Source organism: Acinetobacter sp. CIP 102136, from assembly GCF_000369685.1.
In the GTDB taxonomy this organism is placed as follows: Bacteria; Pseudomonadota; Gammaproteobacteria; order Pseudomonadales; family Moraxellaceae; genus Acinetobacter; species Acinetobacter fasciculus.
The window spans coordinates 983,913-1,008,125 of record NZ_KB850142.1; the positions used below are offsets into that span (position 1 = coordinate 983,913).

The window sequence follows — 24,213 nt, forward strand, 5'->3', positions numbered from 1 at the left end:
TCAAGGCATAAATCATCATGCTCAGATTAGAATTCTTTTTTATCGCCAGTACGTACATGCGTGGTATAGAGCGCCAGACCTGTCAGTGCCAGACCACCCACTAAATTACCCAGTGCCACCGGTAATTCATTCCACAAGAAATAGTCTGTAATCGAGAAATCACCACCCATCATCATGGCAAATGGGAACAGGAACATATTCACCACTGAATGTTCAAAGCCCATGGCGAAAAACAGCATGATTGGCATCCACATCGCGATAAATTTTCCGCTGACTGTGGTTGACATCATGGCGCCAATTACCCCGAGTGACACCATCCAGTTACACAGCATGCCGCGGATAAAAATCGTCATCCAGCCAGCAAAACCATATTCGGCATAGCCCAAAGTCCGGTCTTCCCCAATATGGGCGATTTTCACCCCGACCGCATTCGGTTCAGCGGCGAAACCCATGGTATAGACTGCGGCCATCAACACGGCCACGGTTAAACATCCGGCAAAGTTACCTAAAAAAACCAGTCCCCAGTTTTTTAAAATACGTGACCACGTTACCCCAGGACGTTTATCTAGCCAAGCTAATGGAGTCAATACAAATACCCCAGTGAGCAGGTCATAGCCCAAGAGATACAACATGCAGAAACCGACTGGAAATAGCAGCGCACCGATCAGTGGCACCCCTGTTTGTACCGCAATCGTCACGGCAAATACTGCTGCCAATGCCAGAATTGCGCCTGCCATAAACGCACGAATTAAAACATCACGCGTTGCCATATGAAGTTTTGCCTCACCGGCATCGACCACTTTTTTTGCAAACTCTGCAGGAGCAAGATAAGCCATATTTTTATCCCCTTTATATAAATTACTTGCCTGTTTGCAAATAAAAAACGCCTAAGGTCTATTTCAACCCTAGGCGTCTTTGCCTTGCATTATTCAAACAGATCAATTGTGTCATGGCGCCGTTGCCATATTTAATATAGATAAAAGCAAATAGCATGCCATTTATTTTAAATGGCTAATAAAAATCCTATAAATTATTTTAAAATTTCATCCTTATAATTATATTGGCACAATCTCTGCATTATCTATAGCGGTCATTTTTTAAATATAGCTATTGGAGAAGATTATGATTAGCCATCGTCAACAAGTGACAGACATGATTATTTCAGCGAAAGTTTTAAAGTCTATCAAATGGGCAGATGTCGCTGAAACAATAGGCCTTTCTAAAGAATGGGTGACAGCCGCATGTTTGGGTCAGATGGCTTTTAATAAAGAACAGGCAGAAAAAATTGGTGAAATATTTGGATTGACTGATGAAGCCATCGCCTGGTTGCAAATCGTACCCTATAAAGGTTCTCTGCCAACTAGCGTGCCGACAGATCCGCTGATTTATCGCTGGTATGAGGTTGTCAGCGTCTATGGTATGACTATTAAAGAACTGATCCATGAAGAATTTGGTGATGGAATTATGAGTGCAATTGATTTCAATATGGATATTCAACGTGAGAATAATCCAAACGGAGATCGGGTGAATGTCGTATTATCCGGAAAGTTTTTACCTTATAAAACTTATTAATCCTCCACCATAAGCATAAAAGCCATTATTAAAATGGCTTTTATTTTATCTACACTTATTAAATTTATTTATTTTTTTAAAAATCATTATTAAAATATATATAATTTTTTCATCTTAAATTAAACATATAAACTATAAATGATTTTACTTTTATTCGATAAATTCAACCATTCTGTACTTTTTAAATAATATTTTCCTATCCTGAATATATAGCTCATCATTTTATTATTGCGTTAGCAAAAACAACAAAAAGGATATTGCTATCCTTTTTGTCAATTCATTTTATATCAGGGCGTGTTGTGTTATTGCTGTACTTCCGCCAGATGACGTTCAGTCACGGCCTGTTCATATAAACGCTGTTCTTTTTCTTTATGCTCGACAGAGAAACGGATCATCAACACACAACTTGCAGCAATCACCACCAAGCCACCCAGTACCATCAAAGTGGTTTGAATATCGAGCGTCCCTTTTAGCAGGAAACCCGCTGCCACTGCGCCGACATTGCCACCTGCACCAATAATACCGGCCACACCACCCAAGGCATCACGGTCGATAAAAGGCACCAGTGCATAGGTAGCGCCACATGCCATATGAGTAAACAAGGCAAAGATGGTCATCGCCATAATAGCCAAGGTCGCGCTATTCATTTGCGAGAATAGAATAAGAAACAGACCTTCCAGCATGATCAAGGCAAACAGAACTTTGGTTCGACCATCCAGACCTTTTTGAATCGCGACTTTATCCGAAACAATGCCACCCAAGGCGCGGGCAAACAATGCCAGTAAACCAAAAATTCCGGCAGCCATGCCTGCCTCTTTTAAGCCAAACTGGAAATTGTCGACAAAGTACAAGGCAATAATATTATGGATGAAAATTTCAATACCAAAACAGGCTGCGTAAGCCCCAAACAGAATCCACACACGGTAGTTACGTGCGGCATGCATCAGAATGGCAAGACCACCTTTTTTATCGCTACCGACAGAAATACCTTGAGCACGGAGTTCTTTAAAATTACCTTGTGGACAGTCTTGGGTGAATTTCCAGTACAGTACACCGACAATGATCATCAGAATACCCGGAACCAGAAGTGCAATTCTCCATCCCATTGCCTGTTCTACACCGAACATTACCAAAGCAGCCAGCATTAAAGGCATCAGGGCTTGAGTCGCACCGCCACCGGCATTCCCCCAGCCTGCTGTAGTCGCATTTGCCGTTCCCACGACATTCGGCGCAAACATGATACTGGTATGATATTGAGTGATGACAAAACTGGCACCGATGGCGCCAATCAATAAACGGAAAAACAAGAAAGATTCATAACTGTTGGCCGACGCCACACCAAACACCGGAATACTGCCAATAATCAGTAAGGCGGTATAGGTTTTACGCGGACCGTATTTATCACACAATGGCCCTACGATCAGACGCACCAGAATGGTAATGGCGACTGCGGCAATATTGATATTGGCGATCTGCTCTTTGGTCAGGCTGAATTCACCGGCAATGACGGGCATTAAAGGTGCACAGGCAAACCATGCAAAAAAACAGACAAAAAAAGCGAGCCAACTCATATGGAAGGCCCGCATCGCTGAAGTACTGAAGTTAAATAGACTTATTTTTGTTGCTTTATTGAGACTTGTATTTGAAGACATAGCCATTTCCTTACCAGAACTGAACGTATTTAAGTCACTGTGATGCCGAGGCATATCAGTAACGATCAGAACGGACGTCATTGGCCGTCATACAAATGTTGAGTCTTCTTTGACTTTAATCAGATATATGCATAGGTCATGCCAGATTATTCTTAAAATAAAATAAGATGCTGTTTTATATAAAATAATTTATATTTAAGCTCTTAAATTAGACTTTTCATTTTTTAAAATAGAGAGAAAAATAGATAGTTTCTGAGGCATTATGAGCAAAAAAGCGAGAGGATGACCTGCTCGGAGTCATTGCTGGTTTAAATCGGTGCAGTACTGGATCAAATAATTTTTCCCTTTTCAAAATGCAGCAGTTGTGCCTGTAAATACGCCACTTCATCTACATGATGAGTCACATAAATCATGGGTAAATCTGTTTGATGAATCACAATTTTCAGAAAAGGTAAAATCTGGTTTTTCAGCTTTTGATCCAGTCCATTTAAAGGTTCATCCAAAAGTAATAGATCGGGGGAAGATAAAAGTGCACGTCCGATAGAAACGCGCTGTGCCTGTCCACCAGAAAGTTGATGCGCCCGATGCCGAAGTAGTGGCTTTAATTCAAGTAACTCAACGATATCTTCGAAAAGAAATTTTTGCTTACCTTTATTTTTTATATTGAGCTGTTCTGCATATTTTAAATTCTGCATGACATTCAGATGCGGAAACAGTAAGGCTTGCTGAAAAATCAGGGCAATTTTTCTTTGATGAACAGGAATATTCAGTTTCTGCTGATGATCAAATAGTATTTTTTGCTGAAAATGAATAAAGCCTTGTGATGGTTTTAATAGCCCTGCAATATTTTTTAAAAAGGTGCTTTTTCCACTTCCTGATGCTCCGACGATACCAATCAACTGCGTCTGCATATCCAGACTGCCCTGTAGCTGGAAATTTGCGTAATTAAACTGAAAATCACACTTCAGCATCTTAGCCCTCCAATTTACCTTGATACTTCTGCATGATCCAGTAATTTGCAATCAAGGCTGAAAAAGCCAGAATCAGAGATAAAATGACCAAACGCATAGCCATACTTTCTCCATCAGGCTGTTGTAACAGGCTATAAATGGCGATGGGAATCGTGCGGGTTTCTTCTGGAATATTGCCAACAAAGGTAATGGTGGCACCAAATTCTCCCAGACTGCGGCTGAAACATAAAATGCTACCGATTAAAATTCCAGGCAAAGCCAGAGGCAGGCTAATGCTACAGAATACCCGCCATGGTGCAGCGCCTAGAGATCCTGCCACCTGTTCTAATTGCCGGTTGATCATTTGAAAAGACAAACGAATCGGTTGTACCATTAAAGGAAATGCCACAATGATTGCTGCCAGTACCGCACCTTTCCAGTTAAATATCAGCTGAATTCCCCATGCATGCAGATATTGCCCTAACATCCCCTGATGACCAAACAGCAGGAGCAGAAGATACCCCAGTACCACCGGCGGTAGCACCATGGGCATCTGCAATATCGCCTCTACAAGAAATTTGGCCCTGAATTCATAACGCGCCAGTAACCATGCTACGGCGATAGCAAATGGCAGACACACCGCTGTGGCAAAGCCCGCTACTTTGGCTGAAAGCGCTAAGGCACTCAGTTCTTCTGGTGTAAGCATGAGCAGTTAGCCTACCTTAAGCTTAAAACCATATTTCTGGAAAATCTGCCTGGCCCTTGGACTCGTCTGGATAAATTCAGAAAATTGGACTGCTGCCTGATTTTTCTGGCCCTGCCGGGTTAAAGCGATTGGATACACAATCGGACGATGTGTACTGGCTGGAAATACTCCTGAAATTTTAACTTTTTTACTCATCAAGGCATCAGTTCTATACACAATGCCGACCTGACATTCGCCACGTTCTACAAAAGCCAAGGTTGAACGAACGCTATCCGTACCGACTATTCTGCCCCGAAGCGGATTCAACCACCCTAGCCGGGTTAAGCTTTGCTTGGCATATTTTCCGGCAGGCACCGATTCCATTTGTCCGGTACATAGATAGCCTTGAAAGGCTTTAGCAAGATTAAAGTCGGCTGACATTTTAAAATGATTTTTTTGCTGAATAGGACTAATCAATACGAGTTCATTCAAAAGCAAAGGTCGAATCTGACCGATCTGAATTTTTTGTTTCTTGATCAGATCATTCATCCAGTCCAGGTCTGCAGAGAAAAATAGATCACTGCTGGCTCCCGCCGCAATTTGTTTCGCCAATACCGAAGACGCAGCAAAAACCGGAACGATCTGGATGTCCCGATGCTGTTGCTCATATAGTCTGGAAATATCAGTAATCGCATTGGTCAGGCTGGCTGCGGCATATATTTTAACTGTTTCGGCATACAGCATGGGGCTAGTCAACAGCACGCCAGTGAGTAGAACTTTGAATAAATCCATCTTTCTCATTCTATGTGATTCGAATATTGAGAATTGCGACAGGCATTTCAAATCAGTAAACCTTGTACCACATGCCCGGCTTGGATTTCTGTTGCTGCCGGAATACGTACCAGACAATTGGCCTGCATCAGATTACTCAACATATGCGACTGCTGTTTCGCCAGGCTTTTGAGCTTTAAAGTACCCTGATCAAATTCTGCAGCCATTCTTAAAAAACGTTCACGTGCATCCGCTTTCAAATCATGTGTCATTACCGCACTAAGCCATGCAGGTGACTGCTTTTGCCCTTGTAAGGCATTCAGTAAAGTTGCCGTATAGATTTGCATCCCGACATACACAGCAGCCGGATTTCCCGGCAAACCCAAGAGATAACAGTAACCTTGATCATCTCGACGATACTTGGCAAATAACATCGGTTTTCCGGGCTTCTGCTTCACTTTCCAGAAAATCTGCTCAAAACCCTGCTCCAGGGCAACAGGACGAATGAAATCATAATCACCCACCGAAACCCCGCCTGTGGTCAATATGAAGTCGTATTGGTTTTTAAGACGATGTATTAACGTTTGCAGCTCATACTCATTATCTGAAACATGCAGAATATCTACGTTTTGACCCTGTGATTGAAACCAGGCCTGAATCAGTGGAGCATTGGCGTCAAAGATTTTTCCGGAATTCAGGTCTTCAATGCTGGAAGCGACTTCATCTCCAGTAATCACAACAGCAATTTTAGGATAACGATAGACTGAAACCTGCTTTACGCCTGCCATGCTCAAAGCTGCAATTGCACCTACATGCAGTTTTTGACCTGCATCTGCCAGACGCTGCCCTTGTGCGATTTCCTCGCCTGCATCACGTATATCCGTATGAGGCTTTAGGTCTGTTGTAATAATGATTTGATTGGCATGGCATTTGACAATTTCCTGACGGGCGACCGTTGTAGTTCCTGCTGGAATCCTGGCACCGGTAAAAATCCGGACCGCCTGACCTGGCCGCAGTTCAATTTCAGTACTTTGCCCTGCCCGAATCTCTCCAATGAGTTCAAAAGTGCTGTGAGCACTAACATTTTCTGGACTGCAAAGCGCATAGCCATCTACAGCACTTTGTGAAAACAGCGGCAATGGTATGGCCGAATCAATCGCCTCTGCCAGATAGCGATTCAGAGCCCGAGCAAGCGGCAGGCTTTCAGTTACCAAGATATGCGTCTGCTCAAGTAACATCTGCAGTGACTGATCAACAGAAATCAGTCCCGGTTCAGCACCGCAGGCTGAATGTGATAGTGCCTGATTCATTGATAGCCCCCCGCATGTGGGATATTTTTTTGCACATCAAACAAGTGCACCAAAGCCGGAAGTACCGCGATCAGAGATTCTTTCGCACCCTGACGACTTCCCGGTAGGGTCATCACCAGACTGTTCTCAATATAGCCAGCCACGCCACGACTTAATGCTGCATAAGGGGTACGTTTTTGCCCAAAACTACGTGAAGCTTCCATTAAACCGGGAATTTCCCGTTGCAGCAAAGGTTGTAGGGTTTCGACGGTCAGGTCTTTAGGACCTAAGCCAGTACCGCCCACAGTTAGAATCAGCGGATACTGATTTTTCTGCTGTTCAATCAGGGTCAAGAGCTGTTCTGGGCTATCGGGAATAACCTGATAACTAATAGAATCAAAATTGGCTTCTTTTAAAATTTCCATTACGTTTTGTCCGGCAGTGTCCGGCTTTTTGCCTGCTGCAACCGTATCGGACAGCACAATAACCGAAGCGGACAGACTTTCTTTAAGTACGCGGGTAAAATGTGATTTTCCGCCTTTTTTCTGCTGCAACCTGCATTGATCCAGCGACAAATCTTCCGGTTCACAATGCGGCTTCAGCATGTCATACAAGGTCAGACCTGCCAGACTGACCGCTGTCAAAGCTTCCATTTCCACACCAGTTGGTCCAATGGTTTCAACAGTAGCAATAATTTCGACATGTGCATCACACAGTTCATATTCCACATCGGCACGATAAATCGGTAATGGATGGCACAATGGAATCAGCTCATCGGTCCGTTTGGCACCTAGAATGCCGGCAATGCGTGCTGTTTTCAGGGCATCACCTTTTTCAGTATTGCCATTACGTAGCAGCTCAATGCAATTTGGCGGTGCATGCAGGATTCCAGTGGCAATTGCTGTACGGTAACTTTCTGCTTTCATCCCTACATTTTTCATGATTCATCCCAGGCTAATTTTTAAAATCTGTTTTAAAGTGATTCATCTTATGCATCCTCATTGGACGCATTTAATTAGATGGTGATTGGCAAGCGTGTTCTGCTACATGGTGATGGTGACAATGCGCTTCTTCTGCATGATGAGAGTGATTAGTTTCAGGTCCATGATCTTTTCGAATACAACAGCCTTCCACATACTGGCTGCTACCATCCAGATAAAACTCTTCTTTCCAGACCGGAACCTCATGCTTCACCCGTTCCACAGCTTCCTCACAGGCAGCGAAGGCCTCACGACGATGGGCCGCATAAGCCATAGCAATAATGGCTGTTTCCCCAACCTCCAGCTCACCAATACGGTGCACTACCCGCACATAAGACACCTGGTATTTGATCTGGATCTGCTGTTCAATTTCACGAATCATTTTTTCAGCCACAGGCGCATAGGCGGTATATTTCAGGGCACGCACAGCTTTCCCCTGATGATGGTTACGTACTGTTCCGACAAAGATGCCGATTCCACCACATTCCGGAAAATGCTGGATACCATCAAAATCCTCCAGACTAAAAGCAGTCTGCTGGATTCGGGCAAATTGTTTTAGTGACTTGAGTTGCATCTCAGCCTCCTGCTACCGGCGATAACAGCACCAGCGTACTGTCACGATTTAAAACATTCTGTCTGGAAATAATGTCTTCACCGATTGCACAGGCACAACGTTCCAGCATGGGCTGTATATCGGGATGGAGGGATAGCAACTGGTTCAGGACTTCAGAAACATGAATTTCAGACTCGCATTGCAAATTTAAATCTGCGGGAATTTGTCGTTCAATCGCACCGAAGGCTTCTATTTTGATATGAATTAATTTTTGCTGAGTGAGTGACATATTTACCCTCCAATGCTGTGCATGCTGATTTTTCGGATCGGCTTTTGTATTGGTGATTGCTGGATCGCATGGAAGCCGGCCTCTTTATGCCAGATATAAGCGTGGAGCTTGTGCTGAAATGTCTGTGTGGCGAAATGATCCAGCGCCAGTTGTTCGATATCTGCCTTAAGGTTCAGGCCTTGTCTGGCAAATAAACAGTTATAAAATTCACCTTGGGCATTGAGGCGCAGACGGTCACAATCACTGCAAAATGAATGGGTAATGGTGGAAATAATCCCCAAAGGCTGCCCATTGACCAAATAGCCACGGGCTGGATTGGCGCCTTGTCCTTGAGATACCTGGACATCAAATTCGGTTTTCAGTTGATTCAGGATATCCTGCTCACTGATGACATCAGATGGATTCCATTTCTGATCGCCATCGAGAGGCATAAATTCAATAAAACGTAGCTCTACAGCCTGATACTGTGCCCATTTCACCAAAGGAATAATCTGATTGTCATTGATGCCTTTGATGAGCACACTATTGATCTTGACGGTCAAACCTGCCTGCTGTGCGGCAGAAATACCTTGAAGTACAGGGTGTAACTGTTTTTGGGTCAGTTGCTGAAACTGCTTTGGATCAAGACTGTCTAGACTGATATTCAGATCGTCCAGTCCTGCCTGTTTAAGCGCTTGAGCATAATCTTTTAAATAATGGCCATTACTGGTCATGGAAATACGTTTCAGGCCAATTGCTTTCAATGTCTGTAAGCAGGCAATAAAATGAACGATGCCTTGGCGCATCAACGGTTCGCCCCCCGTCACGCGGATCTGCTCAATCCCGTGTCGCACCATAAACTCGCAAAAAGCATACAGGGCTTCAAAACTGAGCAAATCTTTTTTATTTATCCATTGCGGATGTTCAGGCATGCAATAGCTGCATTTAAAATTACAGCGGTCAGTCACCGAGATCCGCAACTTACGTTTCTGGCGTCCAAACTGATCCTGAAAGATACTGCGAGATGCTAAAACTTTCATGCTGTTCATTGCTGCGGTCCATGATGAGATCTGCATGGTTATTTAACAGTCTTGATTTACTGCCCTATTTCTTCACAATGAATAAGCAATAAGTGTTCCAACTTTGCACAAATTTATTTTTAAATAATATTAATGGATAATATTTGTTCTTTTTTAGTCCGAAATTTTGTTCGAAAAATAAAAAAAGCAATATTTTGGTGAGCCAGAATATGATGATTCGGCTTTTAGCATTTTAAATGCTAAAGAAAGTTAAGCTGTTGATGCTGCTGTAGCTCGTCAAATGAATTAATACTGTGGAAAAATAGGGCACGATTTTTAAAACTTGCCCGCTGCATATGCATGTCAGCAAAACAGAGTTTTAAACTGTGCTGATCATTTTCAAGATGTTGTATAAGCGTGGGTAAGCTGCTGCGTTTCATCAGACAGAATGGAAACAATGCCTTTTCATTGATTTCAACTACCGCCACTTCACATAAGGGATGTCGTTGCAAGGCCTGATGTAAACGTGAAATGACCTTTTTGGGGATATAGGTCACATCACAAGGCACGAACAGCACATAATCAGATTCCACATGTGACCAGGCACTCTTCATGCCCATCAATGGTCCCTGAAAGCCGGGTTCATCGTCCTGATAAAAATCAATCGAAGGAATCATCCGTTTATAAATAGAGTGATCCCGATGGCTATTGACCCAGACTTTGCTTGCCCGGGACTTCAGTTGCTGATGGATTTTAATCAGCTGGATTTCATCATCAAATTTGTGCAGCAATTTATTGATGCCATTCATGCGCCGCGCTAAACCTCCGGCCAGAATCACCACGTCGGTTTCCGGATAAGACACCGTCTTCATCACTCTTCTTTTCATTCTATGCACTCCGTCTGGCAGGCCTTAATCAGGCCTCTAATTTCTGGCAAACACGAACCACAATTTCCTCCGGCTTTTAGACATGCAGTCACCTGTTTTTCATGCGTGATATTTTTATCTTTAATGGTTTGAATAATTCGGTTCTTACCGACCTTAAAACAGCTACAGACCAATGCCCCTTCACTATTTCCCATCGACATGGCCTGACCTGCCAGCAATGCTTTACGATGCAATGCACTCAGACGTTCACGTCTAAACAGGCCAGCCACCCAGTCACGATCTGGCAATAGTGCCGCCGGTGCGATATAAAAACTGGCAATTAACTGGCCATCCTGAAGCACCACACTATGACTGATATGCGCCGTTTGATCTTCGAGATTCAGCCATTCAAAGCTTTCATCATCAAAGGCTAACATGCTCTTGATCTGCCCGGTGATGTCAGAAAACCTGCGCCGGTCTGCCAGTTCATACCGGATGGCCTGAGTGGTTTGAATTTTGCTCCACCACACCGTATTTTCAATTATGGTCTGGATCTGCTGCTCAAAGCCTTCCCGCACATACAGCACGCCCTGCCACTGGGTATAAAATGGCTGGATCATCACTGGAGTATGCTTAAATTCTGGTTCGCCAGAAATCGGGTCAACCACCGGATTCACCACTTTGCCAATCCGCGCATCGGACGCAAACTGGTCGTTCCAATGAATCGGTGCAAAAATCTGGCCACGTCGCATATTTTGTGAAAATTGCACACGGAGTACACAACTTCCCCAAGCGGATTTCACCTCGACCAGCTCGGCATCTTTCAAGCCATATTTCAGCGCATCGTGCGGATGCAACTCACAATAAGGCTCAGTACGATGCTGGGATAAACTGGCAGATAATCCGGTACGACTCATGGTGTGCCATTGATCACGAATGCGTCCGGTATTTAGAATCAGAGGATATTCAGCAGAAATAGCATGTACCGGATCGGCTGCAATCGTCGGCACCAATCTGGCCTTGCCATCTGCATGACTAAACTGGCCTTGGCTAAATAGTTGACCAACCTGATGAACTTCTTGCTTATCCCAAACCGGCCACTGGATCGATGCCAGATTCTGATATTCCGCAAAACCGAGATGAGTTAAACCTTGCAGGTTGAAATAGCGAAAATTGGGTGTATCTGCGCGTTGCGAAAGTGAACCATTCTGATAGGCAGATAAACGGGCGTGTTCCAGAAAAATGTCATGGCTATTGCTAAAGTCAAAACCGCGAAAACCTAAGACCTGAGCCACCCGAGAAATGGCCCACCAGTCTGCTTTGGCTTCACCCGGAGCCGGCAAAAAAGCCTTTTGCCGGGAAATACGGCGCTCCGAATTGGTGACTGTGCCATCTTTTTCGCCCCAACCCAATGCCGGTAACAGTACATCGGCATATTGCGTGGTATCGGTGTCGAGACAAATATCGGAAACGACCACAAATTCACACTTTTCCAGAGCGCGTTTAACCTGATCTGCATCGGGCAAACTCACGATCGGATTGGTGGCCATAATCCAGATGGCCTTGATTTTCCCGCTTTCCACCGCTTGAAATAAATCTACCGCTTTTAATCCGGGCTGCCGCGCGATGACCGGGCTTTGCCAGAAATCCTGCACCAGTTGCTGATGCTGCGGATTATCCAGATCCAGATGACTGGCCAGCATATTGGCCAGTCCACCGACTTCCCGTCCGCCCATGGCATTCGGCTGTCCGGTCATGGAAAAAGGTGCCGAACCGGGTTTGCCTATTTTTCCTGTCAATAAATGACAGTTGATAATGCTATTGGCCTTGTCTACTCCTTGAGAGGATTGGTTTACGCCCATGGAAAACAGGCTCATGATTTTTTCGGTCTGTGCAAATTTCTGAAAAAATAAGGTTAATTTTTCAATAGCAATACCGGTACATTTTGCCACGCTTTCAAGTGATGACTCTGTCGAGCTGCTGGCAAGCGCCTGCTCCAGACCTTGAGTATGTTGGGTAACAAAATCCAGATCGGCATGACCATTTTGCTGAAGATACTGCAACAAGCCATTAAACAGCGCGACATCCTGACCTGGTAAAATCGGCAAGTGTAAATCTGCCGCTTCACAGGTTGCAGTAAAGCGCGGATCAATCACCACCACGAATAAATCCCGCTCTTCCTTGGCTTTCATGATGCGCTGATAAAGCACCGGATGGCACCAGGCAGTATTGGAACCTACCAGAACCACCATTTCTGTCTGCTCAAAATCTGTATAGCTGGCTGGTACCAGGTCTTCGCCAAAAGCCCGTTTATGTGCCGCCACAGCAGATGACATGCACAGTCTTGAATTGGTATCAATATTGGCAGTACCCAGATAGCCTTTTACAAACTTGTTCACCACATAATAGTCTTCAGTCAAAAGCTGGCCGGAGACATAAAAGGCGATGCTGTCGCGTCCATATTGATCAATACATTGCTGAAATTTATTGGCAATACTAGAAATGGCATGATCCCAAGTGCTTATTTGCCGCTGCTCTTTTCGACCTGTCATCGGATGCAGAAGCCGGGTTTTTAAGCCAAGTGTATCGGCAAGATGACTGCCTTTAATACACAACTTGCCCAAGTTCGCAGGATGCTGAACATCGCCTTCAATCTCAACCTTTTCACCCATCGGGGTTTGGCTTACGTGCGCGATGACGCCACAGCCTACTCCACAATAAGGACAGGTCGTCTGAGTAGTTTTTATTTGGGATTCAGTAGAGCTATGTAGTTCCATAACCGGAATACTATTCATTGCTGCTGTGCTCCTTAATCATCCAAATTCACGTGTTTCACCAAATCTCTGATATCTAGTTTTTACAGGTTTGATTTAAATATTTCCTATATCTCAAAAGTTTTAATCCTCCCCAACCCTCCTTTAGCAAAGGAGGGAGGTTCCCCTCTTTTTCAAAGAGGGTTTGGAGGAGATTGATCCGATTACCCTGCCTTTTTTAATGCAAAATCCCGACCAAAAAGCAGTTTGCTGCGGATATTACTAATTGGTGTCTGGTCTGCAATCAGTTCTGCATACCAAGCCCCATCTTCGGTATCGCCAAATAGCACAGCACCAATGACCTTGTCCTGCTGAATAATGATCCGTTTATAGATTTGACGTTTTTCATCATTCAGCACGATATCTTCAAAATCATCCTGAGGTTCAAAATTTCCGGCTGAGAAGACATCACATCCGCTAACCTTGAGTTGGGTCGGAACAGTCGGTGCCTTAAAGGTCAGTCGGCCATGTTCAGCCAGATGCGTCGCGCAGATAAAGGCCTGTCCCCATAATGGCTCAACCAGTCCAAAGGTCTGGCCACGATGCTCAATGCATTCACCCACTGCATAAATACTCGGGTCATAGGTTTGCATGGTGTCATTCACCAGCACCCCACGATTGCAGCGCAGACCAGCCTGTTCAGCCAGGGTTTTATTTGGTCGAATCCCGACGGCGAAGACCACCAAATCGGCATCCAGCATTGTCCCGTCTTTTAGTCGCAGTTGAGTCACGTGACCATCAATACCGAGCAGCTCTTCGGTGTTGGCTTCAGTGATGATCCGGATGCCTTTATCTTCAATTGATTTTTTCAGCATTTGACTGGCTTTCATATCCAGTTGACGATCCATAATACGGTCCATCAGATGCAGCACAGTTACATTCATCCCCTGCTGCTTCAGTCCATAAGCTGCTTCTAGACCCAGCAACCCACCTCCAATCACGACGGCATTTTGCCTGGTTTTGCAGTAATCCAGCATGCGGTTAACATCCTGAATATCCCGGAAGCTAATCACGCCTTCAAGTTCAGCACCCGGAATAGGTGGCATGAAGGGTTTGGAACCAGTGGCGAGAATCAGACGATCATAAGCAACGACTTCGCCTTGTTGGGTGTGGACCTGTTTACGCGAACGGTCGATAGCGATGGCAGCATCCCCAGCAATGAATCGAATGCCTTTTTCAGCATACCAGTCGGCTGAATGCAGCATAATTTCGGCAAAGCTTTTCTCACCAGACAATACCGGTGACAACATGATCCGGTTGTAATTGCCCCATGGCTCTTCCCCAATCACGGTAATGTCATAACGATCTGGCGCCATATCCAGCAAGTCTTCCAGACAACGCATACCCGCCAGTCCATTCCCGATCAGTACCAGTTTTAAGCGCTCTGTGTTTTGACCATTACTGGAAATATAAGTTTTTTGTGGAGTCGGACTCACCAGAACTTTGCCATTTTCAATTCGGGTTGGAAATACCAGTAATTTCTGCTCTTGTTCTTCCAGACAACGACCGGTCACCAGACTGAAATGCTGCTTGTAAATTGGGGATGCGACTACACGCTCACCTTGCAGATCACCCAGAATGCCACGTGCCATGACATTGGCCAGACTAAACGGATCCTGATTGCTGAGTGCATAAACCCGCTGTTCCTGACCCACGCGAAAAATTGCAATCTGCTGATCTTCAATCAGGGCTGCCACACCGGTATTCGGAGTGATCTCATCCAGATTGCAGACTTCATACCAGTTCAGTTCGTTCATGTCTTTTAAAATTGTCATTTTCATTCTCCCTGACTGTGGTATTTAGGCTTCAACCACTGGAATACGGTTTAAATCACGTTCAGCTTCTGTCTTTGGACGAATCTGGCCACGTACAGGCGCAAACTGAATATTCGGGTCATTCTGCTCAGCTGCTTTGGCATTGATAAAAGTCTTAAAGCGTTTGCGTACTTCAGGATCTTCAATCGCGGTGCGCCATTCATCCTGATAAGTGCCAATCACATGCTGCATACGGCTTTCCAGTTCAGCAGCAATACCCAGTGAATCATGCACAATGACATCTTTCAGATAGTCCAGCCCACCTTCCATATTGTCACGCCATACGCTGGTGCGTTGCAGACGATCTGCTGTCTGGATATAGAACATAAAGAAGCGGTCGATATATTTGATCAGTGTGGAAGTATCCAGATCCGAGGCGAGTAGTTCAGCATGGCGCGGTTTCATACCGCCATTGCCACATACATATAGATTCCAGCCTTTTTCGGTGGCAATGACACCGACATCCTTGCTCTGTGCTTCTGCACATTCACGGGTACAGCCAGATACTGCCATTTTGGTTTTATGTGGTGAACGCAGGCCTTTATAACGATTCTCAAGGAAAATCGCCAAGCCGACAGAATCATCGACTCCGAAACGGCACCAGGTACTACCCACACAAGATTTCACCGTACGTAAGGATTTGCCGTAGGCATGTCCGGACTCGAAACCGGCATTGATCAGTTTTTCCCAGATTTCAGGCAGTTGATGTACCTGCGCACCAAACATGTCAATTCGTTGTCCGCCCGTGATTTTGGTATATAGACCATAATCTTTGGCAATCTGACCGATGGTAATCAGACCATCCGGAGTAATCTCGCCGCCTGCCACACGTGGCACAATCGAATAGGAACCATCTTTCTGGATATTGCCGAGGTAGTAGTCGTTGCTATCCTGCAAACCGGCATGGCTAGGTTTTAGGACAAAGTCATTCCAGCAGGATGCCAGAATATTGGCTACAGTCGGTTTGCAGATATCACAACCCATGCCATGGCCGTGCTGCTGAATCAGGTCAGAGAAAGTCTTGATTTCATGCACGCGCACCAGGTGATACAGTTCCTGACGTGAATAGGCAAAGTGTTCACACAGATGGTTATTCACTGTGACACCCTGACGCTGTAATTCAGATTTTAAAACCTGAGTGACCAGCGGTGCACACCCCCCACAGGCAGTTGCAGCTTGTGTGCATTTTTTCAGTGCACCCAATGAAGTTGCACCACCTTCAATCGCAGAACAGATATCTGCTTTAGACACGTTATTGCATGAACAGATGGTTGCGCTGTCAGGCAACAGATCGACACCACTACCGCCGGATTTAGAAGTGGCCTGATCAAAGCCCGGCATAATCAGACTTTCTGGTTGTTCTGGTAAAGCCAGACCATTCAGCATCATTTGCAGCAGATCGTTATATTCTTTGGCACAGCCTACCAGCACCGCACCGAGCAATTTGCTCTTGTCTGCTGACACCACAATTTTCTTATAAATCTGTGCAGCTTCATCGGCATAGAAATAGCTTAACGCACCCGGTGTCATGGCATGTGCATCACCAATTGAGGCCACATCCACACCCATCAGTTTCAGCTTGGTACTCATGTCTGCACCGGCGAAGGCATGACTGTCTTGACCGAGGACATGTTTTGCTGCAATACGCGCCATGTCATAGCCTGGTGCCACCAGACCATAAATTTTATTGTCCCAGAGTGCACATTCACCAATCGCATAAATGTCCGGATGTGAAGTCTGGCAATAATCATTGATGATGATACCGCCACGTTCACCCAACAGCAGACCGCTCTGGCGCGCCAGTTCATCACGTGGGCGAATCCCTGCCGAGAACAGGATGATATCGGTTTCCAGTTCAGCGCCATCACCGAACTTCATGACATGGTTGGCATTTGCACCATCTTCAATAGACGACGTTGCTTTCTGGGTATGTACTTTCACGCCCAGATCTTCGATTTTGGAACGTAATACACGACCACCTAGATCATCAATCTGTACCGCCATCAGACGTGGCGCAAACTCTACCACATGGGTTTCCAGATTCAGATCTCGCAGGGCTTTTGCTGCTTCCAGCCCTAGCAAGCCGCCACCAATCACCACGCCTGTTTTTGCATTCAGGCTGGCCGCACGAATGGCATCCAGGTCTTCAATGGTGCGGTAAACAAAACAGTTCTGACGGTCGTTGCCCGGAATCGGTGGAACAAAAGCATAAGAACCGGTAGCGAGAATCAGCTTGTCAAAACTCAGTACATCGCCGTGGTTGGTTGTGACCGTTTTATTCAGCTGATCCAGCTCAATTGCGCGGGTATTCAAACGTAAGTCAATGCCATAAGCATCGGCAAAATCACTACGACAAAGACTGAGGTCTTTAACTGTCTTGCCGCTAAAGTATTCAGTTAAATGTACCCGATCATAAGCCAAATGCGGCTCTTCCGCCAAAATGATCAACTCGACGTCATCACCGGCCTGTTCAAGTACAGATTCGATGAATTTATGCCCCACCATGCCATGCCCAATCATGAGAATTTTCATATCTGCACTCCAATTACTGTTTTTTTAAAGATGATAAAAAGCCACATATCAAGTCTAGGCATTGATATGTCTGCTGATTGAATATGTTGTAAAGACCGCGTCCTGGCTGCTTGTCTTGCTGGACGAAAGGTTGTAACGCTGATGCGTTTTGTATTGCTGAACAACTGACCATGTCATTTATCCTGTGCTGAACGAAACTTCAATCACACTCCTTGAGAGTGCGATTACGATCAGAACGGACATCGTTGGCCGTTGTTAGTATTGAAAGTCATCTTTGACGATTTAATAAAAGCATAAATCGTGCCAACTTTTCCAATAAGAAAACGCCTTATTTCAGGCAGATGATCTACCTAAACGCTTCATTTTGATCAGCCATCAGCTGAAATCCCTAAAGCTATGCACTAAATTGAACAGAAAAATAGAATTTTATGCACCAATTTAATGGCATGTTTTTTGCTTTACTCCTGCTTGAATATTCCTTAGGCCTTACTTGAAAATATTCCATGTCCAAATTACGAATTGCTCTTATTGATGATGATCTGGAGCGCGCCCAATTCATCCAGGAATCCTTACTTTCACATGATTTTCAGGTGGTGGCCTGTTTAATCCTGAATGACCTGAATATGGTACATGTTAAGGGTATTCATGCAGATGTGATCCTGCTGAATATGGATCATCCGCATCGGGATATTATTGAAAGCTGTGTCAGCCAATATGAACTTCCGACCGTGCTGTTTACCCAGAACTCCAATAAAGACACCATCAAAAGTGCGATTGATGCCGGAATCACGGCTTATATTGTCGATGGTATTGATCCCACCAAACTAGAAAGCATTCTGGAAATTTCAATTGAACAATTCCGCAAACATAAAAAGCTGCTGAACGATTTAAAAGAAACCCAGGACAAGCTGATTGACCGTAAAGATATCGATAAAGCCAAAGCCCTGCTCATCCAGCTGCATGCCTTAACGGAAGAGCAAGCTTTTGCTTTATTGCGTAAAAATGCCATGAGTCACCGGATTACCATTGGTGAAATGGCCAGACGCTTACTGGATGCACAGAAGCTGTTACTGGGCCAATAAGGAAAAGCATATGTCCACATTAGAAAAAACTGAACTCAATATTGGCTATATTCCTTTACTTGATTGTGTCGCCATTCTCTGGGCCGAAAAACAGGGGTATTTTTCCGAGCAAGGATTAACCATAAATTTAATCCGTGAAGCCTCCTGGTCTAGTTTGCGTGACCGTCTGGCCTATGGCTTTCTGGATGCTGCACATTGCTTGTCTGCCATGCTGCCCGCTGCTGCCCTGGGTACAGACCAGTTACAGGTGGCTTTGCAAACCCCTCTAGTACTGAGCGTGAATCAGGCTTTTATTAGCCTGCGCCAGGATTTGTGCTATGAACTCGGCATCCAGCCTGGGGATGATGAACAGAATACCTCAAAGAAACTGGTACAGGCTTTACAACAGAATCATTCCATCAATCTGGCCTATGTTTATAAATATTCAATTCACCATTACTGTTTAAAAGAATGGTTGGCGCTGACTGATCCACAACTGGCCAAGAATATCCAGCTGATGACCTCTCCACCGCCTTCCATGGTAAAAGGAATTTCGGAACAAGTATTCGATGGTTTTTGTGTGGGAGAACCCTGGAATATTCAGGCCAAACTTGAAGGCTATAGCTTTATCGTTGCGGCGAGCCAGAATGTCATTCCAAAAGTTGCCGATAAAGTCTTGGCCATGACCCAGGAATGGGCAGAACAGCATCCATTTACCGTAGAGGCAGTGATCAAGGCAGTACAAAAAGCGCAGGATGATTTAAAGCAGCGCAGTGATTTATCAGAAGTATGGAACATGCTGGTAGACTATCAGATTATTCAGTTTGAATGTTCCGCCCAGCGGCATGTCTATGACTTTTACAAGATCAAGAATATTATCCAGAATTTTGTTGGGGAAAGTGCCGAACCGAAAGTCGATGATTTTATCTGGCTCCTGCAGCAGATGCAGAAATGGGAAAATCTTGATCTGTCGGTGGAGGATCAGCTACAGATTGCACAATCCTGTATTTATCAACAAGAAGCTAGCACTGTTTAATACATTGTATATTCCCATAAAAAAGACCCGAGAAAATTCCGGGTCTTTTTTATTTAATGTTTTATTTAGCTTAATGCCCGCTGTAAATCCAGTTGCATGAATTTTTGCAAGGATAATTTTCCAGCAATAATCTGATTGATGAATTGTGACATTTCATCATACAAAGTCTCATAGAGCTGCGGCTCTAATGTCATATGTCTTAACTGAACCTGCAAATGCATCAAAAGTTCCTGCTGCTCGCATTCACCCTGCTCGAGAGCATAGACATAACCGAGCACCGCTCCTTTTAAAACGACATCAAAAGCTAAGCTATATTTAAGCAAGGTGGCTAATGATCCCATAACACGCTCATTATGCTCAAGTTTCCTTAGAGGCTCACGACCTACACGTGCGCATGGATCCTGATAGGCATTGGCACAGGATTCACTAAAGCTTTGAGCCAGACGTTCAAGGTCTGAGGCATGTTTTGGAATCTGGTAGCAGAGACCATGCTTCACCTGAGCTAAGGCTTGGTGCATAAATTTTCTGACTGTATGATCAGACATGGCAACACCAATCGTCTGATGTCCACGCAGACTGGCATACCAGGCCATCATCGCATGCACACCATTCCATAAGCGGTTTTTAATCAGCTGGATATTGGCAATATCATCCACCAGAATCATCTGCCGCATTTTGGCCAGTAACGGACTGTTATTCTCAACATAAATCGGCATATCTGTTTCAGCATTAAACAGAATCAGATCCATAGACTGCAGGATATGACTCGGCTGGAAATTACGGCGCAGGTCTTCAATATATAGACCAGCCTGATGTTCCTGTTCTGCATTCAGTGCCGTAGCATCATCCAGATCAACTATGGACAGATCCTCATCCAGCTGATACTGCTTGAACATGTTGTATTTTATACGCAGCTGACGGTACAGTTTCTGGTCTGACAGCTTGGACACCATACGGTTGACCACGGTGTCACAGAAATAATGTTGATCCATAATTTTCTGGGCTGTCTGTCCATCAATAATCATTCGCAGACTATTCAGAATCTGCTGCATTACCCGTTGTTTAGCGCCGATTTTATTCAGGATAATTAAAACTGTTAGTGGCTGATCCTGCTGCTCATAAGCCAGATAACGTGCGTATAAGCCCTGTGCAATGACCTCCGCTTCAGAACCCAGCGCTTCCTCAGGTACACAGACTGCTACAAGACTGGATTCCATATACATGTTCTGCATCTGTTCCAGATCATGCGCATCAATCACGCTCATATTTTCAATACGCTGGTCAAAAGAATTCTGGCCATAGCGAATACAGTAAGTACCAAAAGCATTGACGCTGGATTGATACAGTGGATTGCGTGTCGAAGCAATTATTTTGCGTGGACGTGTGTATCCATCCCAATGCGATAACACCTGAGCCAGATAACCGCCGCCAATTGCACCAAAACCGTGTATTCCGACTATCAACTGATTCAGAGTTTGCGGAAAAGTGGTCTCCAGTTCCGGCATGTCTAGAACGGGCACAAACTGGTTCAGTTCCGTCAAGAAATCTTCGACTTTTTCATAATAATACTGGGCTTGTGCCAGCATCGACTCGTTCGGTGTTTTGATGTCTTTGAAAAGCACTGTCATACCACCTGCATCATAGGCAGAGCGCAGACCATTTTCAGAATCTTCAAACATCAGACATTGTGCCGGACTTAAATTGATTTTTTCGGCTGCACTGATAAAAATTTCCGGATGAGGTTTCCCCTGTTTAATCTCATCGCCACAGACCAGTACATCAAAAAACTTATAGACATTGGCATTGATCAGATATTCTTCTGCGATCGCACGTCGGCTTGAGGTGGCTACCGCCATTTTCAGGCCAGCTTTGCGCAGGCGTTCCAGCACTTGTAATAGCCCTTTTTTAATCGGAACGCCGTACTGACGCACGTGCTCCAGTTCCAGCACATCGGCACGTTGACGAATCTCGGCATAAGGTACATCTTCTCCATAACGCTCTTTAGCCAATTGCTCTGCACTACGAGCACTAAGTCCCAAACACTGCATTAAATAACTTTCAGAAAATTCAATGCCAATCAGCTCACGTGAAGCTTGTTGCAAGGTTTGAAAGCGCAAGCGTTCGGTATCAAACATGGTTCCATCCATATCGAAAATTGCGCCGTGTACGATTTGATTTTTAAATTCTAGCATTGCTCCCCTTTTATAATTCAATGAGTTAATAAGTGAGCAATACCTTAAAGAAAAACAAAACTGAATTAAACCAATGTAAAGATATGAAATAGTTTGGGTTAAAAAATAATCAATAAAGACTAAAATGCCATGTTTTATGTTTTTATACGTAACCAGAAGGTTAATTTAAGTAAGTCAAAAACTTTATTTTTTAATGATTTTTGAATATCAGATTCTTTCATCAAATTGAAGATTTCAGTTAATCATGGCATCCATTTTGCTTAGTCAGTATTACGTTTTATAAAATTTGTAATATTGAGGGGCAACACTATGAGTTACGTTGCACGTGAACTCAGTCAAAGAAATAAATTGCTGTTTGGCTTGGGGTCGTTTTTAATACCAATTCTCATCTGGTGTGCAGTCAGCTATTTGCCATTTATCTGGCATCCACAAGTCCAGATTACGGATTCAGGTAGTGTTGCCTATTTACAGGTGGATAGTCGTATTGATAAAAACCTGTTTTTTTCTGCTGCCCAGTCAGCAGTAGATCAGGGTCTGGCTCCGCCGCAAGGTATTCTAGTGAATCCGATTTATCTGCCTGCACCCCATGAAGTTGCCATTGCACTGATCACAGCTTTTACCACAGAGCCTGCTCAGGCCAATGCGCCCTGGTTTCATGAAAGCCTGTGGCACAGTATCAAGCTGGTGTTTACTGCGTTCTTTATCTCTTCCTTGGTCGGTATTCCACTCGGTATTTTATGTGGATTCTCCAATAAAATTTCCCAGCTGACTGAGCCCTTTGTTGAATTCTTCCGCTATTTACCTGCTCCGGCCTTTGGTGCACTGGCTGTCGCCATTCTGGGCATTAATGATGCACCAAAAATTGCCATCATTGTGATTGGAACTTTATTCCAGCAAATCCTGATTATTGCCAATACCACACGTCTGGTCGATCGCAGCCTGATTGAAGCCGGTTTTACCTTGGGCACCAATAAATTCAAAAGCCTGCTGCATGTGGTGATTCCTGCCGCCCTGCCTGAAATTTACCGCAATCTGCGTGTGCTGCTCGGCTGGGCATGGACTTACCTGATCGTAGCAGAACTAATCGGCAGTACCTCCGGGATTACCTGGTTCATTACCCAGCAAGCCCGTTATCAGAACTTTGATAATGTCTTTGCCGCGATCCTGATCATTGGGGTGATTGGTCTGCTGTGTGATGTGATCTTAATGAAACTGGGACAACGCTTATTTGAATGGAAACCGGGAGCTAACTGATGCAAAACACTGAATTTAATACCCGAGAATACTTTGACAAGATTTATAGCCGTCCGGTGATTCTGGAAGCGAAGCAATTGACGCAAAAATTCAGTCATGGCAAAACCGAGCGTACGGTTTTAAATGCCCTTGATCTCAAAATTCATAAGCGTGAATTTATCTGTGTGATTGGGCCTTCCGGTTGCGGCAAGTCAACCTTTAGCCGTGTAGTGGCCGGTCTGGATCCTTATAGCAGTGGTGAGATTCTGGTGGATGGCCAGCCAATTACCGGCCCAAGTCCGGAGCGTGGCATGGTGTTTCAGGGCTATACCCTGTTTCCATGGAAAACGGTCAAAGAAAATGTGATGTTTGGTCCGAAAATGAAAGGCGCCAGCAACGCTACAGCAGAAGCCCAGGCACGTGAATGGATCAATATCATTGGACTGGACAAATACGAAAACCAGTATCCACATCAGCTATCTGGCGGTATGAAACAACGCGTGGCGATTGCCCGTGCCCTGGTCAATGAACCCAAAATCTTGCTTATGGATGAACCTTTTGGTGCATTGGATCCACATACTCGTCAAAAGATGCAACGCCATCTGATGGACTTGTGGCAAAACATCGACATTACCATCATCTTTGTAACGCATGATATGGATGAAGCCATTCTGCTGGCTGACCGTATTGTGGCGTTAAAAGCCAATCCGGGTGAAATCAAAGAAATTTTTGAAGTCGATCTGCCCAGACCGCGTAGCCCTGAACTGATGCTCACGGCGGAATTTAAAAAGCTACGTGAAAGGGTCGATTATCTGGTGCATGCACAGGAAGATGAACTCGACCCTGCTCTGGAAGATTTACCGAAAATTCCACGGATGACCCAAGTCAGCAATAGCAAATAATCCTGTTGAAAAGAACCTTTGGGAC

20 protein-coding genes are annotated in these 24,213 nt (G+C 44.7%); 5 read left to right on the plus strand and 15 right to left on the minus strand.

Features of this window, described 5'->3' with window-relative positions:
* Positions 1 to 26 precede the first annotated feature (26 nt).
* Positions 27 to 836 (minus strand): formate/nitrite transporter family protein, encoded by an 810-nt coding sequence (locus tag F893_RS10185; RefSeq protein WP_004646987.1) that lies wholly within the window; start codon positions 834 to 836, stop codon positions 27 to 29.
* 286 nt (positions 837 to 1,122) lie between these two features.
* On the opposite strand from F893_RS10185, the gene cynS reads away from it, so the two are divergent.
* Complete coding sequence (gene cynS / locus F893_RS10190; RefSeq protein ID WP_004280338.1) at positions 1,123 to 1,572, plus strand: cyanase; 450 nt, start codon at positions 1,123 to 1,125, stop codon at positions 1,570 to 1,572.
* A gap of 302 nt (positions 1,573 to 1,874) precedes the next feature.
* Here the strand turns inward: cynS and F893_RS10195 are convergent, their stop codons facing one another.
* The 13 genes from F893_RS10195 to nirB all read right to left on the minus strand — a co-directional run bounded on the left by F893_RS10195 (position 1,875) and on the right by nirB (position 17,764).
* The gene (locus F893_RS10195; RefSeq protein WP_005251835.1) at positions 1,875 to 3,224 is read right to left on the minus strand and encodes an MFS transporter; all 1,350 of its coding nucleotides are present in this window, start codon (positions 3,222 to 3,224) and stop codon (positions 1,875 to 1,877) included.
* 329 nt (positions 3,225 to 3,553) lie between these two features.
* Entirely contained in the window at positions 3,554 to 4,195 is a 642-nt protein-coding gene (locus F893_RS10200; protein ID WP_005251837.1) for an ATP-binding cassette domain-containing protein, read from the minus strand.
* 1 nt (position 4,196) lies between these two features.
* Complete coding sequence (gene modB / locus F893_RS10205) at positions 4,197 to 4,880, minus strand: molybdate ABC transporter permease subunit (protein WP_005251838.1); 684 nt, start codon at positions 4,878 to 4,880, stop codon at positions 4,197 to 4,199.
* Positions 4,881 to 4,886: 6 nt separating this feature from the next.
* Positions 4,887 to 5,651 (minus strand): molybdate ABC transporter substrate-binding protein, encoded by a 765-nt coding sequence (modA, locus tag F893_RS10210; RefSeq protein ID WP_005251840.1) that lies wholly within the window; start codon positions 5,649 to 5,651, stop codon positions 4,887 to 4,889.
* A gap of 47 nt (positions 5,652 to 5,698) precedes the next feature.
* Positions 5,699 to 6,940 carry a molybdopterin molybdotransferase MoeA gene (locus tag F893_RS10215; RefSeq protein ID WP_005251842.1) on the minus strand — a complete coding sequence of 414 codons (1,242 nt, stop codon included), beginning with the start codon at positions 6,938 to 6,940 and terminating at the stop codon, positions 5,699 to 5,701.
* On the minus strand, positions 6,937 to 7,860 hold the full coding sequence (gene moaCB / locus F893_RS10220; protein WP_005251843.1) for a bifunctional molybdenum cofactor biosynthesis protein MoaC/MoaB: 924 nt from the start codon (positions 7,858 to 7,860) through the stop codon (positions 6,937 to 6,939). The genes F893_RS10215 and moaCB overlap by 4 nt, the downstream gene beginning before the upstream one ends.
* 70 nt (positions 7,861 to 7,930) lie before the next feature.
* Entirely contained in the window at positions 7,931 to 8,473 is a 543-nt protein-coding gene (locus F893_RS10225) for a molybdenum cofactor biosynthesis protein MoaE (protein ID WP_004646997.1), read from the minus strand.
* Position 8,474: 1 nt separating this feature from the next.
* The gene (locus F893_RS10230) at positions 8,475 to 8,741 is read right to left on the minus strand and encodes a MoaD/ThiS family protein (RefSeq protein ID WP_005251845.1); all 267 of its coding nucleotides are present in this window, start codon (positions 8,739 to 8,741) and stop codon (positions 8,475 to 8,477) included.
* Between the two features lie 2 nt (positions 8,742 to 8,743).
* Positions 8,744 to 9,769 carry a GTP 3',8-cyclase MoaA gene (moaA, locus tag F893_RS10235; RefSeq protein WP_005251852.1) on the minus strand — a complete coding sequence of 342 codons (1,026 nt, stop codon included), beginning with the start codon at positions 9,767 to 9,769 and terminating at the stop codon, positions 8,744 to 8,746.
* Between the two features lie 230 nt (positions 9,770 to 9,999).
* On the minus strand, positions 10,000 to 10,626 hold the full coding sequence (locus F893_RS10240; RefSeq protein ID WP_005100264.1) for a molybdenum cofactor guanylyltransferase: 627 nt from the start codon (positions 10,624 to 10,626) through the stop codon (positions 10,000 to 10,002).
* On the minus strand, positions 10,623 to 13,400 hold the full coding sequence (locus F893_RS10245) for a nitrate reductase (protein WP_005251855.1): 2,778 nt from the start codon (positions 13,398 to 13,400) through the stop codon (positions 10,623 to 10,625). The genes F893_RS10240 and F893_RS10245 overlap by 4 nt, the downstream gene beginning before the upstream one ends.
* A 182-nt stretch (positions 13,401 to 13,582) precedes the next feature.
* A complete protein-coding gene (gene nirD, locus F893_RS10250; RefSeq protein WP_005251857.1) occupies positions 13,583 to 15,193 on the minus strand; it encodes a nitrite reductase small subunit NirD in 1,611 nt (536 codons plus the stop codon).
* A 24-nt stretch (positions 15,194 to 15,217) separates the two neighbouring features.
* Positions 15,218 to 17,764, minus strand: a complete 2,547-nt coding sequence (gene nirB, locus F893_RS10255; RefSeq protein WP_005251858.1) for a nitrite reductase large subunit NirB — start codon at positions 17,762 to 17,764, stop codon at positions 15,218 to 15,220.
* A 503-nt stretch (positions 17,765 to 18,267) separates the two neighbouring features.
* On the opposite strand from nirB, the gene F893_RS10260 reads away from it, so the two are divergent.
* Together F893_RS10260 and F893_RS10265 are read left to right on the plus strand one after the other, a co-directional pair.
* Positions 18,268 to 18,846: an ANTAR domain-containing response regulator gene (locus F893_RS10260; protein ID WP_004280362.1), complete on the plus strand. Its 579-nt coding sequence runs from the start codon at positions 18,268 to 18,270 to the stop codon at positions 18,844 to 18,846.
* A gap of 10 nt (positions 18,847 to 18,856) precedes the next feature.
* Positions 18,857 to 19,861, plus strand: a complete 1,005-nt coding sequence (locus F893_RS10265) for a CmpA/NrtA family ABC transporter substrate-binding protein (protein WP_005251859.1) — start codon at positions 18,857 to 18,859, stop codon at positions 19,859 to 19,861.
* A 65-nt stretch (positions 19,862 to 19,926) separates the two neighbouring features.
* Here the strand turns inward: F893_RS10265 and mtlD are convergent, their stop codons facing one another.
* Positions 19,927 to 22,053 (minus strand): bifunctional mannitol-1-phosphate dehydrogenase/phosphatase, encoded by a 2,127-nt coding sequence (mtlD, locus tag F893_RS10270; RefSeq protein WP_005251860.1) that lies wholly within the window; start codon positions 22,051 to 22,053, stop codon positions 19,927 to 19,929.
* A 309-nt stretch (positions 22,054 to 22,362) separates the two neighbouring features.
* Between mtlD and F893_RS10275 the strand changes: the two genes are divergently transcribed.
* Both F893_RS10275 and F893_RS10280 read left to right on the plus strand, forming a co-directional pair.
* Complete coding sequence (locus F893_RS10275; RefSeq protein ID WP_005251864.1) at positions 22,363 to 23,307, plus strand: ABC transporter permease; 945 nt, start codon at positions 22,363 to 22,365, stop codon at positions 23,305 to 23,307.
* Entirely contained in the window at positions 23,307 to 24,188 is an 882-nt protein-coding gene (locus F893_RS10280; protein ID WP_005251866.1) for an ABC transporter ATP-binding protein, read from the plus strand. Before F893_RS10275 ends, F893_RS10280 begins: the two co-directional genes overlap by 1 nt.
* The last annotated feature ends 25 nt before the right edge of the window (positions 24,189 to 24,213 follow it).